The sequence below is a fragment of the Rhizobium sp. RAF56 genome (assembly GCF_052113965.1).
Classification (GTDB): domain Bacteria; phylum Pseudomonadota; class Alphaproteobacteria; order Rhizobiales; family Rhizobiaceae; genus Rhizobium.
Genome location: NZ_JBFRDU010000011.1, coordinates 119,447 through 137,769 on the forward strand (window position 1 = coordinate 119,447; position 18,323 = coordinate 137,769).

The 18,323-nt window shown below is 63.1% G+C and carries 15 protein-coding genes; 11 read left to right on the forward strand and 4 right to left on the reverse strand.

The features are described from left to right. Positions 1–2: 2 nt before the first annotated feature. The 4 genes from phnE to phnN all read left to right on the forward strand — a co-directional run bounded on the left by phnE (position 3) and on the right by phnN (position 3,931). Entirely contained in the window at positions 3–1,346 is a 1,344-nt protein-coding gene (gene phnE / locus AB4048_RS11680; RefSeq protein ID WP_442202120.1) for a phosphonate ABC transporter, permease protein PhnE, read from the forward strand. A gap of 130 nt (positions 1,347–1,476) precedes the next feature. Further along, complete coding sequence (locus tag AB4048_RS11685; RefSeq protein ID WP_442202121.1) at positions 1,477–2,172, forward strand: DUF1045 domain-containing protein; 696 nt, start codon at positions 1,477–1,479, stop codon at positions 2,170–2,172. Between the two features lie 11 nt (positions 2,173–2,183). Further along, positions 2,184–3,323, forward strand: coding sequence for an alpha-D-ribose 1-methylphosphonate 5-triphosphate diphosphatase (locus tag AB4048_RS11690; RefSeq protein WP_442202122.1), 1,140 nt, complete (start codon positions 2,184–2,186; stop codon positions 3,321–3,323). Further along, the gene (gene phnN / locus AB4048_RS11695; protein ID WP_442202123.1) at positions 3,320–3,931 is read left to right on the forward strand and encodes a phosphonate metabolism protein/1,5-bisphosphokinase (PRPP-forming) PhnN; all 612 of its coding nucleotides are present in this window, start codon (positions 3,320–3,322) and stop codon (positions 3,929–3,931) included. Before AB4048_RS11690 ends, phnN begins: the two co-directional genes overlap by 4 nt. Before the next feature lie 31 nt (positions 3,932–3,962). Here phnN and polA read toward each other — a convergent pair whose 3' ends face one another. Continuing rightward, a complete protein-coding gene (polA, locus tag AB4048_RS11700; RefSeq protein WP_442202162.1) occupies positions 3,963–6,968 on the reverse strand; it encodes a DNA polymerase I in 3,006 nt (1,001 codons plus the stop codon). Positions 6,969–7,394: 426 nt separating this feature from the next. On the opposite strand from polA, the gene AB4048_RS11705 reads away from it, so the two are divergent. The 3 genes from AB4048_RS11705 (at position 7,395) to AB4048_RS11715 (ending at position 10,497) form a co-directional block, all read left to right on the forward strand. Beyond that, positions 7,395–7,811 carry a MarR family winged helix-turn-helix transcriptional regulator gene (locus AB4048_RS11705; RefSeq protein ID WP_442202124.1) on the forward strand — a complete coding sequence of 139 codons (417 nt, stop codon included), beginning with the start codon at positions 7,395–7,397 and terminating at the stop codon, positions 7,809–7,811. Positions 7,812–7,925: 114 nt separating this feature from the next. Further along, positions 7,926–9,311, forward strand: a complete 1,386-nt coding sequence (locus AB4048_RS11710; protein ID WP_442202125.1) for a M20/M25/M40 family metallo-hydrolase — start codon at positions 7,926–7,928, stop codon at positions 9,309–9,311. Positions 9,312–9,393: 82 nt separating this feature from the next. Next, positions 9,394–10,497 carry a M24 family metallopeptidase gene (locus AB4048_RS11715; protein ID WP_442202126.1) on the forward strand — a complete coding sequence of 368 codons (1,104 nt, stop codon included), beginning with the start codon at positions 9,394–9,396 and terminating at the stop codon, positions 10,495–10,497. 42 nt (positions 10,498–10,539) lie between these two features. Here the strand turns inward: AB4048_RS11715 and AB4048_RS11720 are convergent, their stop codons facing one another. From AB4048_RS11720 to AB4048_RS11730, 3 genes are all read right to left on the reverse strand, one after another. After that, a complete protein-coding gene (locus AB4048_RS11720; protein WP_442202127.1) occupies positions 10,540–11,592 on the reverse strand; it encodes an ABC transporter ATP-binding protein in 1,053 nt (350 codons plus the stop codon). Next, positions 11,589–13,133, reverse strand: coding sequence for an ABC transporter permease (locus AB4048_RS11725; RefSeq protein ID WP_442202128.1), 1,545 nt, complete (start codon positions 13,131–13,133; stop codon positions 11,589–11,591). Before AB4048_RS11725 ends, AB4048_RS11720 begins: the two co-directional genes overlap by 4 nt. A gap of 266 nt (positions 13,134–13,399) precedes the next feature. Continuing rightward, a complete protein-coding gene (locus tag AB4048_RS11730; RefSeq protein WP_442202129.1) occupies positions 13,400–14,425 on the reverse strand; it encodes an iron ABC transporter substrate-binding protein in 1,026 nt (341 codons plus the stop codon). A 241-nt stretch (positions 14,426–14,666) separates the two neighbouring features. Between AB4048_RS11730 and AB4048_RS11735 the strand changes: the two genes are divergently transcribed. Genes AB4048_RS11735 through AB4048_RS11750 form a run of 4 tightly spaced genes read left to right on the forward strand, consistent with a single transcriptional unit; the run spans position 14,667 to position 18,283 of the window. Beyond that, the gene (locus AB4048_RS11735; protein ID WP_442202130.1) at positions 14,667–15,131 is read left to right on the forward strand and encodes a MarR family winged helix-turn-helix transcriptional regulator; all 465 of its coding nucleotides are present in this window, start codon (positions 14,667–14,669) and stop codon (positions 15,129–15,131) included. Continuing rightward, complete coding sequence (locus AB4048_RS11740; RefSeq protein WP_442202131.1) at positions 15,124–17,211, forward strand: FUSC family protein; 2,088 nt, start codon at positions 15,124–15,126, stop codon at positions 17,209–17,211. Before AB4048_RS11735 ends, AB4048_RS11740 begins: the two co-directional genes overlap by 8 nt. Then, positions 17,208–17,420, forward strand: a complete 213-nt coding sequence (locus tag AB4048_RS11745; RefSeq protein WP_442202132.1) for a DUF1656 domain-containing protein — start codon at positions 17,208–17,210, stop codon at positions 17,418–17,420. Before AB4048_RS11740 ends, AB4048_RS11745 begins: the two co-directional genes overlap by 4 nt. Then, on the forward strand, positions 17,417–18,283 hold the full coding sequence (locus AB4048_RS11750) for an efflux RND transporter periplasmic adaptor subunit (protein ID WP_442202133.1): 867 nt from the start codon (positions 17,417–17,419) through the stop codon (positions 18,281–18,283). The genes AB4048_RS11745 and AB4048_RS11750 overlap by 4 nt, the downstream gene beginning before the upstream one ends. Positions 18,284–18,323: the final 40 nt, after the last annotated feature.

The following is an 18,323-nucleotide window of genomic DNA, read 5'->3' on the forward strand; positions in this document are numbered from 1 at the left end:
TCATGACGGTATTGTCCGCCACCCGACTGCAAGAGATCGAGGACCGCTATCCGGAATTGTTTCGGCGCTCGTTCAAACAGCGCTTCGGCGGCCTGATGATCGTTATCGGCGTGCTCTTGTATTGCATCTACGCGACGTGGTTCTTCAACCTGCCGAAGCTGGTGGCCGAAGCACACTGGGAGCGTTTCGGCATCTACCTCACGCAATGGGTGAGCTACGACGTCCAGCCAGAATTCCGCATCAAGGACGGTGGCATTCAGGTCCACTATCCGCGCTTTTCGCCGCTCGGCAACGATCCCCATCCCGACTGGATCGCCAATCGTCCCGACGGCAGCATCGAAGTGTCGGTCAGCGGTCCAAGCCGCCAGGTCGAGATATCGGGCAAGCAGGTCATTCTGACGGCGCATGGCGCAACCGTCCCTATCGACATCGGCGGCGAGGTTCCGCGGGTTGAGGGCGCCACGCCCTCCTGGGTCACCGTTCACGAGGACAATATTGTCGCCGACATGGGATTTTCGGGTGACGTCAGCATCTCGGCCGACCGCGTCAAGGTGCGCAAGCGCTTCCTCGGATGGCCGAACTTCATCTTCGATACGCAGTCGCCGTTCTTCGGCAAGCCGGCCGCCGAGGTCGTCAGCCTGATCGTCTCCGGGCCGCGCATCAAGCCGGAGCAATCCAATCTTTCGCTGGCGCTGGACAACATATGGCACAACAATGCCTGGCAGCATGGCGACGTTTGGACCAAGCTCTTCCAGACCATCGTCATGGCCTTCCTCGGAACGCTGCTCGGCGCGCTCGTGGCGTTCCCGCTGGCCTTCGTGGCGGCCCGAAACATCACGCCGAACCGGCTGGTCAACCAGCTGCTGAAGCGCTTCTTCGACTTTCTGCGCTCGGTCGACATGCTGATCTGGGCGCTCTTCCTTACCCGTGCCTTCGGCCCGGGACCGCTTGCGGGCTCGGGTGCCATTTTCCTGACGGAGACCGGAACGCTCGGCAAACTTTACGCCGAAGGTCTTGAAAACATCGACAACAAGCCGCGCGAAGGCGTGAAATCCACGGGTGCCCCGACCACGCTCGTGCATCGCTACGGCATTATGCCGCAGATCGTACCGGTGTTCGTCAGCCAGACGCTCTACCAGTGGGAATCGAACGTGCGCGGCGCGACGATCATTGGCGCCGTTGGCGCGGGCGGTATCGGCCTCAAGCTCTGGGAAGCGATGCGCACCAACGCGAACTGGCAGAACGTCGCCTATATGGTGCTGCTGATCCTGCTCGTCGTCTTCCTTTTCGACGCCGCTTCCAACGCGCTGCGCCATCGGCTGATGGGGACGAGAACCGGTCGCTGAGAATGATGCCGGGGAGCCGTGCCCCCATCATCATTCTGTCATCGAAATGCTATAGCGCCGAGCCTGTCTTGCGGTTTGCCGGCAAATCAAGGAACAGTGGCCGCTCACCTCGATCTCCAAGGATATTCCCTTGCGTTACGCTCTCTATTTCACGCCGCCGAGGCACGATGCACTGACCGATCTCGCCGCCCAGTGGCTGGGCCGCGACGCATTCTCCGGCGAAGCGCACGCCACGCCCGAGGCCGGGCCGTTCAGCGCCGAGGACCACGCGAACCTGACCGCCGATCCGCGCCGCTACGGTTTTCATGCGACGCTGAAGGCGCCATTCGAGCTCGCTGCGTCCGTGACCGAGAACGACCTCATCGACACCGTCTCGGACTTCGCGAGGCGTATGCCGGCCTTCGAACTTCCGGAGCTCGTGCTGGGAGAACTCGGTCATTTCTTCGCGCTTGTTCCCGGATCGCTCCATCCGCCGCTGCAGGAATTCGCCGCCAAGGTGGTCAGGTCGTTCGAACCCTTCCGCGCCGCCCTCTCCGAAGCGGATGCCGCGCGGAGAAAGCCGGAGGGATTGAGCGCGGCCGAGCGTGCCAATCTTCTGCGCTGGGGCTACCCTTATGTGATGGACGAGTTTCGTTTTCACATGACGCTGACCGGCCCGGTCGGCCGAGAGCGGCAGCCCGCCGTTCGCGATCTGCTGCGCGAGCGCTTTTCCGCACACATCGGCCGGCCGCTTGCGATTGCAAGCATTGCCGTTTTCGTCGAGCGCGAGCGCGGCGGCCCCTTTACCGTTCATTCCTGGCTGCCGCTTGCCGGCGCCCAAAGCTGAAAGACAATGCCATGACCAAGGAAACCGTCCTCTCGAACGCCCGCATCGTCCTTGAAGACGATATTCTTTCCGGCTCGGTGCTTATTCGCGACGGTCGGATTGCGGATATTTCCGAGGGCCGCTCGACCGTTGGCGAGGACATGGAGGGTGACTATCTGATCCCGGGGCTGGTCGAACTTCACACCGATCACCTGGAATCGCACTATTCGCCGCGTCCCGGCGTCCGCTGGCACAAAACCGCGGCAATCCAGGCCCATGACGCGCAGGTCGTGACCTCCGGCATCACCACCGTCTTCGACTGCCTTCGTATGGGCTCCGACGAAGATGGCGGTTTCGAGCATGGCGAAATGCGCGACATGGCCGATGCCATTCAGGCGGCGCAGCGCGAAGACCGGTTGCGCGCCGATCACCTCATTCACCTGCGTTGCGAGGTTGCCTCCGACAACGTGCTGCAGCACTTCGAGGATTTCCGCAACGATCCGCATGTGAAGCTTGTGTCGCTGATGGACCATGCGCCCGGCCAGCGCCAGTTCCAGACGATGGAGCAGTATACCCTCTACTATCAAACGAAGCGCGGCTTGAGTGACGAGGCCTTCGCGCGCTTCGTCGCTCAACGCAAGGAGCTGTCGGCCCGCTTTGCCAAGCCGCACCGCGACGCGATCTCCAAGGTTTGCGCCGCGCGCGGCATCACCATCGCAAGCCACGACGACGCAACGCTTGCGCATGTCGACGAGGCGATCGCCTACGGTGTGCGCCTCGCCGAGTTCCCGACCAGCTTCGAAGCGGCGAGAGCTTCGCACGGCGCCGGTATGAGCGTGTTGATGGGCGCGCCGAACATCGTGCGCGGCAAGTCGCATTCCGGCAACATCGCGGCCCGCGATCTCGCCGAGGCGGGCGTGCTCGACGTCTTGTCGTCCGATTACGTTCCGCTCAGCCTGTTGCATGCGCCCTTCATCCTGGCGGACGAGGTCGAAGGCATTTCGCTGCCGAAGGCGCTCGCCATGGTCACGGCAACGCCGGCGCGCACCGTCAGCCTTGACGATCGCGGCCGGATCGCGGCAGGCCTGCGCGCCGATCTCGTGCGCGTGCGTCGCGACGAAGGCGTGCCGGTTACCCGCTCCGTCTGGCGCGAAGGCCGTCGCGTCGCATGACGGCGCCTTTCGCATCCTCGCAGCCCGCCGACGCGGACGCGCTCGCTAAAGGCGGCACGATGGTCGCCGTCGTCGGCCCGAGCGGCGCCGGCAAGGACACGCTGATGGCGTTGGCGGCCAGCCATTTCGTAGGCAGGCCCGACGTCCATTTCGTCCGCCGCATCATCACGCGTGCGCCGGACGCCGCCAGTGAGGATCACGACAGCGTTTCCGAAGCGGATTTCGACGCGATGCAAGAGGCCGGCGCCTTTGCCGTCTGGTGGAATGCCCACGGACTTCGCTACGGCATTCCCACCGAGGTATTCGAGCGGCTACGCGGCGGCCATCTCGTCATCGCCAACGGTTCGCGCTCGGCGCTTTCCCGTTTCCGGGATGCATTTCCACGCCTGAAGGTCGTCAACGTAACGGCTCGCCGCGATGTACTCGCCGTCCGGCTGGCGGCACGTGGCCGTGAGACCAGCGAAGATATCATGCAGCGTCTTTCCCGCGCCTCGTTGACCGTCGAAGGTGCGTTCGACGTCGCCGATATCGACAACAGCGGCACCGTCGAAGACGCCGGAGAAAAGATCATCGCCGTTCTGGGGGCACTGTTGCCACCGGTCGGCTAAGCTCTGTCAATCCAACAGCGACGGCACGTACTCAGTGCGCCTCATCCCAGTTGTTCGCTGCCCGCGCATCGACCTTCAACGGCACCCGCATCGAAACCGCCGGCATGGCCGCGTTCTCCATGACAGAGACGATGATGGGTACGGCGCTTTCGACGTCGGCGTCCTCCACCTCGAAGATCAGTTCGTCGTGCACCTGCAAGAGCATGCGCACGCGCTCGCTGAGCCCGGCCTTGGCAAGCGCCGGCTCCATCTTGACCATGGCGCGGCGAATGACGTCGGCGGCGGAGCCCTGTATGGGTGCGTTGATCGCGGCGCGCTCGTTGAACGCCCGCACCGATGGGTTGGACGAGCGGATTTCCGGATAATGGACGCGGCGACCGAAGATCGTCTCGACATAGCCCTTGTCGCGCGCCGTCACCTTGGCGCCTTCCATGTAGTCGCGGATGCCGGGGAAGCGCTCAAAATACTTCCTGATGTAGTCCCCCGCCTCCGACCGCTCGATCGACAGCTGGTTGGCAAGACCGAAAGCGGAGATACCGTAGATGATGCCGAAATTGATCGCCTTGGCGCGCCGGCGAACTTCTCCGGGCATCCCCTCGACGGGCACGCCGAACATTTCGGATGCCGTCATGGCGTGAATGTCGATGCCGTCCGAAAACGCCTGCTTGAGTTGCGGAATTTCCGCGACATGCGCGAGAACCCTGAGCTCGATCTGGCTATAGTCCGCGGAGACCAGCCTGTGGCCGGGCGTCGAGATAAAGGCGGTGCGGATCTTGCGGCCCTCGGCCGTGCGCACCGGAATGTTCTGCAGGTTCGGCTCCGAGGAGGAAAGACGCCCGGTCGAGGTCGCCGCCATCGCATAGGATGTATGAACCCGCTTCGTCTCGGGATGCACGTAGCCGGGCAGCGCGTCCGTATAGGTCGACTTGAGTTTCGTCAGCTGGCGCCAGTCGACGATCTTGCGGGGCAGCTCGAAGCCGGCAACCGCCAGATCTTCAAGCACGCTCGCCGAAGTCGACCATTGGCCGGTCTTCGTCTTGCTGCCGCCCGAAAGCCTCATCTTGCCGAAGAGGATATCGCCCAACTGCTTGGGCGAGCCGATGTTGAAGCGCTCGCCGGCAAGCCGATAGATCTCGTCCTCCAGTCCGGCGGCACCTTGCGCCAGTTCGCCTGAAAGCCGCGAAAGGATCTGACGATCGACGGTGATGCCTCTCGCCTCCATGCTGGCGAGGACAGCCACCAGCGGACGCTCCAGCCGCTCATAGACACTTGTCAGGCCCGCGGCTGCAAGGCGCGGCTTCAGAACCATCCAGAGGCGCAACGTCACATCGGCGTCTTCGGCGGCATAGTCGGTCGCGCGCTGGATATCGACGAGATCGAACGAGACGTTCGCCTTGCCGCTGCCGGCCACGTCCTTGTAGGCGATCGGCGTGTGGCCCAACCACTTTTCCGACAGTCCGTCCATGCCGTGGCCGTTGTTCGCTCCGCCGTCGAGCACGTAGGACATCAGCATCGTATCGTCGAAGCTTCGGATCTCGATGCCGTGCCGCTTCATGACGAGGTAGTCGTATTTGAGGTTCTGCGCGACCTTCAGGATAGAGGCATCCTCGAGCAGCGCCTTCAGCCGCGGCAGCGCCTCGCGCATTGGGATCTGGTTCTCCGCCAGCCCACCGCCGAGGAGATCACCGACGCCCGTCTTGTGGCCGAGCGGCACGTAAGCGGCGCGGATGGACGTGCCCGACGGGTTATCCACATTGTCGGCGATCGCGAGCGAGATACCGACGAGTTCGGCCTGCATGGCATCGAGCGACGTTGTCTCGGTGTCGAAGGCAACGAGGCCGGTTTCGCGCGCTGCGTTGAGCCAACGATCCAGGGTTTCGACATCACGGATCGTCACATAACCGGAGTGGTCGATCGCCGCGGATGTGAAATAGGAGGAACGCGCCTTGACGAGCTCGCCCGGCTCGGCGGTATCCACACCCGGAGGACGGAACTTCTTTTCGTTGGGAACGGCGACCGTCGGGCCTGCCGGCTCAGCCGCCGCTCCCGCCACGAGCGTCCCCGCCTCGCCGGTGTCGAGGTCGGGACCATGCGCGGCATTTCCCCACTCCACCTTCACGCTGACGGCCTCGATGGTGGAAGCATCGCAATCGCAGGCCTCGGCAACGCGGCGCGTCAGCGAAGTGAATTCCATCGCCTTCAAGAAGCCGATCAGCAGCGGGCCGTTCTGTTTTTCAAGGACGAGCGCGTCGAGTGGCAGATCCAGCGGGACGTCGGTCTTGAGCGTCACCAATTCGCGCGAAAGGCGCGCCATGTCGGCGTTGGCGATGATCGTTTCGCGGCGCTTCTGCTGCTTGATCTCGCCGGCGCGCTGAAGCAGCGTGTCCAGATCGCCGAATTCCTCGATGAGCTGGACCGCCGTTTTCGGGCCGATGCCGGGAATACCGGGAACGTTGTCGACGCTGTCGCCGGTCATTGCCTGCAGGTCGATCATCTTTTCCGGCGGCACGCCCCATTTCTCGATGACATCGGCGATGCCGATCTGCTTGTCCTTCATGCTGTCGTACATGGCGACCGAGGCCGTCACGAGTTGCATCAGATCCTTGTCGGACGAAACGATGGTGACGTCCGCACCAACGGCTTCGGCCTGCCTTGCATAGGTGGCTATGATATCGTCCGCTTCGTAGCCCTCGGTCTCGATGCAGGGCAGATTGAAGGCGCGCGTCGCCTGACGAATGAGGCCGAACTGCGGGATCAGCTCTTCAGGTGGCGCCGACCGGTTCGCCTTGTAGGCGTCGTAGATATCTTTCCGGAAAGTCTTCGAGGAATAGTCGAAGATGACGGCGAAATGCGTCGGAGTGACGCCGACGGACGTGTCGCGCGCCGACGTCAAAAGCTTCCAGAGCATATTGCAGAAGCCGGACACGGCGCCGACCGGCAGCCCATCGGACTTGCGCGTCAGCGGCGGCAGGGCGTGAAAGGCACGGAAGATAAAACCCGAACCGTCGACGAGAAAGAGATGATCACCTTTTTTCATGGGGAGCATGGATAACGCGCCGTCCCGTCAACGTCCATACCCGCCTTCGGTGTCACCTTATCTCCGCGAGCATGCGATCACTCACTGAAACGTTACTAAATTGTAATTGATCAGGTGGGCCCATTCCCTTGAAAAACCGGATTCGCGACCACATTTCTAGAATACCGGCGATGATCACGCCGAGGGTCTGACGACGGCCTGTCCCCGCCACGTCAGGCTTGGACAAAGGCCTTATCCCCCTCTCCGGGCCTTTGTCCCCATTTCAAGCCGCCATGGTCCCACCTCCAAACCATGGCGGCTTTTCTCTTCCCATGACATCGAGAACCGCAAACGGCCCTCATCCTGCCCGTGACTTAAATCGCCTGCGATTTATTCATTGTTTTGCCGCGATATTGGGCATATTTGACACTCATGGGCTACAACCGGATGGACTCTGCGGCATACCTTGCCAGTCAGCTGGCCAAGGGTTTTACGCGCTCGCTGCAGCAGCGCGCGGCGGGGCTCGGTTTTTCGCCCGGTCAGTTTCCGATCCTCGTCGAACTATGGTCCGAGGACGGGCTCACCCAGAAGCAGCTCCTCGAGCGCGTCGATATCGAACAGGCGACCATGGCCAATACGCTTGCACGCATGGAGCGCGATGGCCTGATCGAACGTCGGCCGCACCCGCATGACAAGCGCGCGCAGCTAATCTTCCTGACGCCCAAGGCATCGGCGATGCAGGCGGAGGCCGTCGAAGCGGCGATTGCTGCCGACCAGGATCTGTTCAAGGGCTTTCGCGCCTTCGAACGCGAGCTGCTTTTCGAATATATCCGCCGCATCCTCGAAAACGCCAAACGGCTCTAGGCCCAACGGGTCCGCCGTTCACGTTTCCGGCATGGGTAAAATTTCCCCACGCCCCGCCTCGAAACCGTGAAAACTTTGGTCTATCGTCCGCCCCGAAATTGAAAGGAGCAGGATATGACTGACATTTCGCGGGTGCTTTCCCGCGCGGACGAAAACCTCCCCTCAAGCCTCGACAAATTGTTCGAGCTGCTACGGATCAAGTCGATTTCGACGGATCCGGCATTCAAGGCGGACGTCCGCAAGGCGGCAGATTGGCTGGTCGCCTACCTGAGCTCCATCGGCTTTACGGCATCGGTGCGAGACACGTCCGGCCACCCCATGGTGGTTGCCCATCACGACGGCGCGAGCCCCAACGCGCCCAATCTCCTTTTCTACGGGCACTACGATGTGCAGCCAGTCGATCCGATCGAGCTCTGGGAAAACGATCCGTTCGCGCCGGCCGTCAAGACGGGCGACAGCGGCCGCAAGATCATCACCGGCCGCGGCACTTCCGACGACAAGGGGCAGTTGATGACTTTCGTCGAGGCCTGCCGCGCGTACAAGGAGACGACAGGGGCGCTCCCATGCCGCATCACCATCCTGTTCGAAGGCGAGGAAGAGTCCGGCTCTCCGTCGTTAAAGCCATTCCTTAAGGCCCATGCCGACGAGCTCAAGGCCGATTTCGCGCTCGTCTGCGATACCGGCATGTGGGACCCGGAAACGCCGGCGATCGCCGCTGGGCTGCGCGGCCTCGTCGGCGAAGAGATCGTCATCACGGCTGCCGATCGCGACCTGCATTCGGGCATGTTCGGCGGCGCTGCCGCAAACCCGATCCATATTCTCTCCGATATTCTCGCCGGACTGCACGATGCGACCGGCACGGTGACCTTGCCCGGCTTCTACCACGGCGTCGAAGAGGTGCCGGCGGATATCCGCGCGACATGGGACAAGCTCGGTGCCACCACCGAGAAATTCTTGGGCGAGATCGGCCTTTCCGTCCCGTCGGGCGAAAAGGGCCGCTCGGTGCTGGAACTCACCTGGGCGCGCCCGACCGCGGAGGTGAACGGCATCGTCGGCGGCTATACCGGCGAAGGTTTCAAGACTGTCATCGCGGCCAAGGCTTCGGCCAAGGTGTCCTTCCGCCTCGTCGGCAAGCAGGATCCGGCTCTGATCCGCGAAAGCTTCCGCGCCTATGTGCGCTCGAAGATACCGGCCGACTGCTCGGTGGAATTCCACCCGCATGGCGGCTCGCCGGCGATCCAGCTGCCCTACGATTCGGTGCTTCTGAACAAGGCCAAGGACGCGCTTTCGGCGGAATGGCCGAAACCCGCCGTCATTATCGGAATGGGCGGATCGATCCCGATCGTCGGCGACTTCCAGAAGCTGCTCGGCATGGAATCGTTGCTGGTCGGATTCGGCCTCAGCGACGACCGTATCCATTCTCCGAACGAGAAATACGAATTGAATTCCTTTCATAAGGGCATTCGTTCCTGGGTGAGGATACTTCAGGCGCTCGCCTGATCCTGCCCTTGCCAGCAAGAGCTAACCGCCTGGCGCCATCGCGCGCCCGGCGCCGCAAATCCAATGACAGGACGATTTTGACATGAGCAAACGCACCGACATTCGCCTCGCAGCGCTGCGGGCGAAGATGAAGGAGACCGGGACCGGCCTCGTTGCCATCGCCCCGGGATCGCATATGGACTGGATCCTCGGCTTTCATCCGCATCCCGACGAGCGGCCCTGCCTGCTACTGATCGCGCCCCAGCAGCAAGCCTTCCTGATGCCCGCCCTCAACGCGGAGGGAAGCCGCGAGCATACCGACATCACCTTTTTCAACTGGTCCGACGCCGACGGCCCCCGGGCCGCATTGCAGCAAGCGCTTGCCGCGATCGGAGCGGAAGCACCCGGCTCGGTCGTACTCGACGAGACCATGCGAGCTGATTTCGCGCTGCTGCTGCTCGACGCCCTGCCGAAGGAGACCGGCCGCATCTTCACCGAAACCACCCTCGGCGCGCTCAGGATGCGCAAGGACGGCGGCGAATACGAAGCGCTGAAGATGAACGCCGCCATCAATGACCGCGCGATGCAGAAGGCCTTCGCGACGGTCCGCGTCGGTATGACCGAGGAAGAGCTTGCCGCGGAAATCCGCGCCCATTTTTCGTCCGAAGGTGCCGAAGCCGCCTTCTGGATCGTCGGGGCCGGCCCTAACGGCGCGTTCCCTCACCATGCCACCAGCGATCGGGTGATCGCGGATGGCGACGCTGTCGTGATCGACATCGGCGGCCGCAAGGATGGTTTCCCGAGCGACATGACGCGGATGGCAGTGGTCGGTCGACCGCCGGAGGGCTATGTCGAAATCCACGCGATCGTCGAAAGGGCCGTGCAGGCGGCGCTTGCGGCGGCGAAGCCCGGCGTTCGCGCCCGCGAGATCGACGCTGCGGCGCGCGACGTGATCACTGCGGCGGGCTACGGCGAGTACTTCGTCCACCGCACCGGGCACGGCCTCGGGATCGATATCCACGAGCCGCCCTACATCACGTCCACATCCGAAACCGTTCTCGACGAAGGCATGGTCTTCTCGATCGAGCCCGGCATCTATCTGCCCGGCCGTTTCGGCATCCGGCTCGAAGAAATCGTGATCCTGCGTGAAACTGGTCCGGAGATCCTATCCGAGCTGCCCCGCGATCTCCACGTCGCGCGCGGCTGACGCACTTACGAGGCGCTTTCGGGAACGCTGCCCGAAAGCGTCTTACGACTTTGGCCCGCCCTCGAACACATGTGCCTTGCCGAGCACTGTGATGCCGACCGTGCTGCCGACTTCAGGCAAGTCGAGGCTCGAACTCTTGATCACCAGCGGCGCTCCGCCTTCGAGCGCCAGTGTGACGGTGCATACCGCGCCGCCGAATTCGACGTCCGCGACCCTGCCCGTGCAGGCGGCAGATGTTTCGGCGCCGCAGGCCGACAGCTGCAACTGTTCCGGACGAAGCATGAGCTCGCCGCGGCCGCCGCGCGCCGCGCCATCCGTCGCCACGCGGCCAAGTGCGCAATCGGCAAAACCGTCACCGAGATCAGCCGCAAGGAGGATCGCGTCGCCGAGAAAGGTGGCGGTCTCCCGGTCGCGCGGACAGCGGTAGAGGCTCTGCGGCGTGCCCGCCTGGATCAGGCGCCCGTCGCGCAGCACGGCGACCTGATCGGCAAAAGAAAGCGCTTCGGCCTGATCGTGCGTGACGAGGATGGCGGTAATTCCGGCGGTCTGCAGCACGCGTGCCACGGCCTTGCGCATATTTTCGCGCAATCCGGTGTCGAGCGCCGAAAAGGGCTCGTCGAGCAGCATGAGACGCGGCTTGCGGGCAAGCGCGCGGGCAAGCGCCACACGCTGCTGCTGTCCGCCGGAGAGCTGGTGCGGCCGGCGGGCAAGCATGCCGCGGTCGAGCTCGACCATATCGATCAGCGAGGCAATCCGGCGTTCACGGTCGGCGGCGCCGCGCTCTATGCCGAAGCCGATATTGTCGGCGACGCTCAGGTGCGGAAAAAGCGCGCCGTCCTGCGAGACGATGCCTATGCCGCGGCGATGCGGAGGTACGATCGACGACCCATCCGCCAGTGTCTCGCCGTCGAGAACCACGCGGCCCCTGTCCGGCGCTTCGAAGCCGGCGATAAGACGCAGCAGGGTCGTTTTGCCTGAACCCGATGGACCGACGACGGCGGTGCGGCTGCCCGACGCAACCTCGAAGTCGATGCCGTCAAGAGCCTGCACCGGGCCGTAGCGCTTGCTGATGTCTTTGATCGTAAGCAGTGTCATTGCCCGGCCGTTCGCTTGGATTGGACGTAGAGAAGAAGGGTTAGCGGCAGCGACAGGACCACCATCATGAAGGCATAGGGTGCTGCGGAAACGTAGTCGATCTCGCTGGTCAGCGACCAGAATTTTGTTGCCAGCGTCTCGGTGCCGTTCGGCGAGAGCATCAGCGTGGCGGTCAGCTCGTTTGTGATGCCGAGCGCGGAAAGGGCGACGGCGGCGGCAGCGCCGGGTGCCGCAAGCCTCATAGTGACCTGCCGCACGGCCTGGCCCGACGTGCGGCCGAGCGCCATGGCCGCCCGCTCGAGCTCGACCGGGGCCTGCGCGATGCTGGCGCGGAGCCCCACCATCGCTCTGGGCAGGAATAGGAGGACATAGGCGAGGATCAGCGTCGCGAAGGTCTGGTAGAGCGGCAATACCAGCCGAACGGTGATCGACACCAGCGCCAGCGCGACGACAACGCCGGGCAGCGAGCCGACATAATAGTGGCAAGCTTCGAGTAGCCGCTGCAGGCGACCCGGCGCGCGCACCGACAGCCACGCCATCGGCGCGGCGGCGAACGCTGCGAGAACCCCGCCGATGACCGCAAGTACCAAAGTCTGTATGAGCGCCCAGCCGACCGTGTCCATTCGCCAGATATCCATGCCGCCGAGCCACAGCCAACGCACCAGCGTAACGAAAGGTACGCCGAGCGTCATGAGCGCGACGACTAGGGGCAGCGCGATTGCCGGAAGCGTCTTGCGGCCGAGGCGGCGGCGGTCAACCGGCCGCGCCGCACCGGCGCCGACGCGCGCATAGCGCTCGTTGCCGCGGATCAGCGCTTCGAACCCCATCAGGAAAAGACAACAGATGACGAGCACGCCGCCGAGCATGTTGGCGGCTGGACTGTTATACGCCGACTGGAACTGGTCGACGATCGCCGTCGCGAACGTGTCGAAGCGGATCATCACAAAGAGGCCGTACTCGGCAAGCAGGTGCAGCGCGATCAGCAGCGAACCGCCGCAGATGGCAAGCCGCAGCTGCGGCAGAACGGCACGAAAAAAGACCCGCCACGGCCCGAGGCCGAGCGAGGCGGCCGCGTCCTCGATCGCCGGATCGAGCCTTCTTAGAGCGGCGGCGACCGGCAGATAGAGGAAAGGATAGTAGGCGAGCACGGAAACGAAGACGCCGCTCCAGAGGCCGCGCATCCCGGGAACGAGACTGATCCAGGCATAGCTGTGCACGAAGGCCGGCACGGCGAGCGGTGCGACGGCCAGCCATGACCATAGCTGCGCGCCGGGAATATCGGAGCGTTCGGTGAGCCAAGCCATCGTCACCGACAGGACAATGCAAATCGGGATCGTGAAAACTTCCAGAAAAACGGTGTTGATCAGCAGCTCGCCGACACGGGGCCGAACGACCAGCGCCACCACCTGGTCCCAGCCCGTCTGGATCGTGACCCAAAGAATAAAGCCGAGCGGCACGAGGCTGACCAGAGCAACGAGGGACGCGATCGCGACGACCGACGCGTTCGCACCCGACGTGGCGACCGAAGCCGACAATCGCATCTCAGCGGCTTGCGCAGCCGGTGCGCCGTGTGCGTTCCTCTGCAGCAAGTCCCAAGCTGCCTTTCATTCCTGAAACAGAAGGCAACCGCTAAACGAGTAGCGATTGCCGGTTCGAAATCCGTTTGCCTCCGCCGTAAGGCGCAGGCGCAGCACAGCCAATGTCCGTACATGGACCGTTGCGCCTGACCCGGCATCTTATCCGCCTAAGGAAATTCATAGGAAGGCGGAATGCTCTAACAGGGCTTAAGTCTCGGATGCAAGTCCCATCAAATAAGGCCGGCAGCGGTCATCAGTTCGGTCACCTTCTTGCTGTCGAGGTTGGCAGGAGCCACCTTCGGCGCGTCGAGGTCAGCCAGCGGCACAAGCTTCGGATTGGACTGAGCCCCCTTGCCCACGGCATATTCAAAGGAATTACCGTCGCGCAATACAGCCTGCCCGCCCTTGTCAGTTACCCATTTCAGGAACGCCTGGGCTTCCTTCTGGTGCTGGCTGGAAGCAAGCACGCCGCCGCCGGAGACGCTGACGAAGGCGCCCGGATCCTGGTTCTTGAAGTAGTGTAGAGCAACGTTCGAGGAGTTTTCCGCGGTTTTCGCCTGATCGCCGAACCAGTAGTAGTGGTAAATGACGGCGCCCTCGATTTCACCGGCGTTGACGGCCTTCATGGCGACGCTGTTGCCCTTATAGGGCGAGGCGTTCTCCTTGAGAGCCTTCAGCCAGGAGGCGGTGACTTCCTCGCCCTTGATCTCCAGAAGCGCGCCGACGATCGCCTGGAAATCGGCCCCGGCCGGAGCAGCACCCCAACGGCCCTTCCACTTCGGATCGGCAAGATCGAGCAGCGACCTCGGCAGATCGGCTTCCTTCAGCTTCGTCTTGTCATAGGCAAAGACCGTCGAACGGGCGGCGACACCGACCCATTTGCCATCCGTCGATTTGAAGGTTTCCTCGACCTGCGCCAGCGTCTCGGCGTCAACAGGCGCAAACAGGCCGTGCGCATTGACCAGGGTCATCGCCGGCGAATTTTCCGTCAGGAAAACGTCCGCGGGAGAGGCGGCGCCCTCTTCGATGATCTGGTTGGCGAACTGCATGTCGCTACCGTTGCGGATGGTCACCTTGATGCCAGTGTCCTTGGTGAATCCATCTGCCCAGGCGCGCGTCAGCGTCTCGTGCTGCGCGTTGTAAACGACGATGCCTTCTGATTCGGCCGCCGTCGCGGGGCCGGTCAGAAACGAAGCCAGGGTAACGGCTACTGCCGCCGCCAGCGCGCTTGAAAGTTTGACCACGGAAAATGTCATGATGTCCCTCACATCTTGGAAATGCGGCATAGCCTATAATTTTCTTGAGTACAAATTTCAAGTTTATGCGCCGCGGCTTTTATCACAAATGATTGAAGGCGAGGAGTAAGCCCCGCGTTCGTCGGCTTTTTACAGAATAGCCAACGCGTACAACCCATTGCGATGTCGCCCACGATACCGCAACAATAATTTCAGTACTCATTCCATTTGCATTCAAATCAATAGGATGCTAATAAGTAGCATGAAAACAGATAGACCGAAATTTTGGGCCGAGTTCGCACCCCAACTGGTCATTTCCAGTCGGGCCTGGCGGCGCGCGCTGAACACCATGCTTGCGGAACACAATCTTTCCGACGCCACGGCAGCACCACTGATCGCATTGCTGCGCAACGGCGACCGCGTGCAGCAGAGCGTGCTGGCCGAACGGGTCGGTATTGAGGGGCCGACGCTCGTCAGGGTGCTCGATGGTCTTGAGAGCGACGGGCTGATCGTCCGCGTCCCCGACGATTCCGACCGCCGCATCAAGCTCGTTCAGCTAACAAAGGACGGAATGGCTGTCGCCGAGCGCTGCGAGGGCTGTGCCGCCAGCCTGCGCCAGAAGATACTCGGCGACCTCGATCCCCAGCAGGTGCGTGCGGCGTTCGACGTGCTGCAGGCGATCGCGCGCAAGGCTTCATGCATTTCTGGATCCGCTGACGATGAATAGCTCCGACATCTCGACACCGGCCCTCAGCGAGGTCGTCTTCTCGCTGAAGACCTTCGCGGCTGCCATGCTGGCGCTTTTCATCGCGCTTTGCTTCGATCTGCAGAACCCTTACTGGGCCGTCGGCACCGTATACATCGTCTCGCATCCGCTTTCCGGCGCAAGCACCTCGAAGGCGCTCTACCGGCTACTCGGCACTGCGATCGGTGGCGCGATGACCATCGTGCTTGTGCCCAATCTCGTCAATGCACCGGAGCTTTTGACGCTCGCCATCTCGCTGTGGATGGGCATCTGCCTTGCCGTCAGCCTTCTTGACCGTACGCCGCGCAGCTACGTGTTCATGCTCGCCGGCTATACGACCGCGCTGACGGGCTTTCCAATCGTCGCAAGCCCCGATACCGCCTTCGTCTATGTCGTCGCGCGCGTCACCGAGATCGTCATCGGCATTCTCTGTGCAGCCATCGTCAGCCGCGTCTTCTTCCCACAGCACGCCGGGCCGGTTCTTGCCAAACGGATCGACCGCTGGCTTGCCGGTGGCGCAAATCTCGCCATTGGCATGCTGGAGGGTCGGCACGACGATCCAGATCTTGCCGAACTCAGCCAGCGGCTCGCTGCCGACGCCGTCGATCTGCGCGGCTTCACCACCCACGTCGCCTACGATCCCGCCGATCACGGCAGCATCGTCACGCTGGCGCGCACGCTGCAAAGGCGCATGGTTGCGATGCTGCCGATGGCGTCCGGCCTCGGCGATGCGCTGAAGGCGCTGGCGCGGGAGACGGACGGCGCCTATACGCCCGCCATCCGGGCGCTCGTGGCCGACGCGACCGCCTGGCTGAAGAGCGGCCGCTCGCTCGACGAGGATCAGCGACGCGATTTTCTGGGTACCATGGAGAAAGCCGAAGCCGAGGCCGCCAAGCTGCCGCGGTGGCAGGGCCTCGTCATCCAGAACGTGATCGCCCGGCTGCGGGATCTCATCCAGATCTGGAGCGACTGCATCGACCTGAAGCAGGACATCGTCTCAGGCTCACACCATGATCTTCGCTGGCGCCGGTTCGGGAGCCTGCTCGACCTTCAGCCCATGCACAAGGACTACGGCATGGCGATCTATTCCGGCCTTGCGGCGATGATCGCGACTTGGATCGCTTCGGCCTTCTGGATCATGACGGGCTGGGCGCAGGGAGGTGCCGCCGCGATGATGGCGGGCGTTCTGACCTGCATCTTCTCGACGATGGACGATCCGGCACCGACCATGCGCAAGTTCCTCAACGCGACGATCGTCGCCGTCGGCGCCGCGTTTGCCTTCCAGTTCGGGGTCATGCCACTCATTCACGGCTACATCCCGCTTGCCGCCGCACTCGGCCTGATCCTCGTGCCGCTCGGCGTTCTGATGGCACGGCAGTCGACGATGCTGGTCGGCATGGCCTTCTGCGTCAACTTGCCGAACATCCTGTCGCTGCAGGGCCGTTTGAGCCTCGATCTGGAAAGCTTCATCAACTCCAATGCGGCTCTGATCCTCGGCCTTGCCATTGCATGCGGCACGACGGCGCTCATTCGCTCTTTCGGTGCGGAGTGGAGTGTGCACCGCCTGCTCAGCGCCGGATGGCGCGATATCGAAAGTGCCGCCCGCGAGCCGCGGAGTGCCGATATCGACGGCCTGACCCACCGGATGCTGGACCGCTTCGGGCTGGTGGCGCCGCGTCTGGCCAATCTGCCCGCACAGTCCCCGGCGCTCGAAACCGATATCATCCGCGACCTGCGCAACGGCCTGAACACGATCGAGCTGCAGCGCCACAAATCTCTGCTGCCAGCTGCAAGGCGCGCGACCGTCGATACCGTTCTCGCAGAGATCGCCGAGCGATATGAGAATGCGAGAGGGGACACCGGGAGCGATCAGGACAGTGAGTTGCTCTCCTCGATCGACCGCTCGCTGGCAGCGCTCGACGTCGACCGATCCACCGCGACCGAGGGCTGCCTCAGGGCGCTGACCGGACTTCGCTACAGCCTCTTTGCCGCCGCCCGACCCTTTGGGGCGGCCAACGCAGATACCACAAGCACGACAGAACCAGCGGAACAGGCAGCATGAGACCTGAACTCGACATCTACGGCATCTTCGTCCCGACGCTCGGCGCGCTCGCGCTCGCAAGCTTCCTTCTCAGCGCCATCCTTCGAAGGATCCTGGCCTTCATCGGCTTTTACCGCCTCGTCTGGCACCGACCGCTTTTCGACACGGCGATCTACGTCTGCCTTCTCGGCACCCTCGCCTTCACCATCAATCGGATACCGCTCCTATGAAATCGCTTTTTGCTAATTCCGGCCGCGTGCTTTTGACCGGCGTTGTCGTCGTCCTTGCCGGCGTGCTCGGATGGCATCTCTGGGACTACTACATGAACGCGCCCTGGACCCGTGACGGCAAGGTTCGCGCCGATGTCGTGCGGCTTGCCGCCGACGTGTCGGGCTTCGTCAGCGCCGTCGAGGTCAAGGACAACCAGGAAGTCCACACGGGCGACGTCATTTTCCGCATCGACCAGGCTCGGTTCGAACTGGCGCTGCGTCAGGCTCAGGCGCAGGTCTCAAGCAGCCAAGCCGCGCTCGATCTGGCAAAGAGCGACCTCGGACTCTATCAGAAGCTCGGCGACGCCTCGATCACGCGCCAGAAAATCCAGCAGGCGGAAGCCACCGTCCAACAGTCCGAAGCGGCCCACCAGCAGGCGATCGTCGCTCGCGATACCGCCCAGCTCAACCTCGACCGCTCGACAATCCGCGCGCCTGTGAACGGCATTCTTACCAACTTCTCCCTGCAGCCGGGCAACTATGTCAACGCCGGCAGCCCGGTCACCGCGCTCATCGACGAGGACTCCTACTACGTCGCCGGCTATTTCGAAGAGAACAAGCTCGACCGCATCAAGGTGGGCGACCCCGCAATCGTGCATCTGATGGGCAGCAAGGACGGCGTGAAGGGCCACGTCGCCAGCATCGCCGGCGGCATCGAGGACCGGGAGCGCAGCGACACCGCCGGATCGCTTGCCAACGTCACCCCAACCTTCAACTGGGTGCGACTTGCCCAACGCGTTCCGGTGCGCATCGCCATCGATGCGGTGCCGGACCATACCGCGCTCGTTGCCGGCCGCACCGCCAGCGTCACTATCGTCCAATGACGATAGAGCCCGCGACACCGGATGCCGCGGGCTCTCCTAT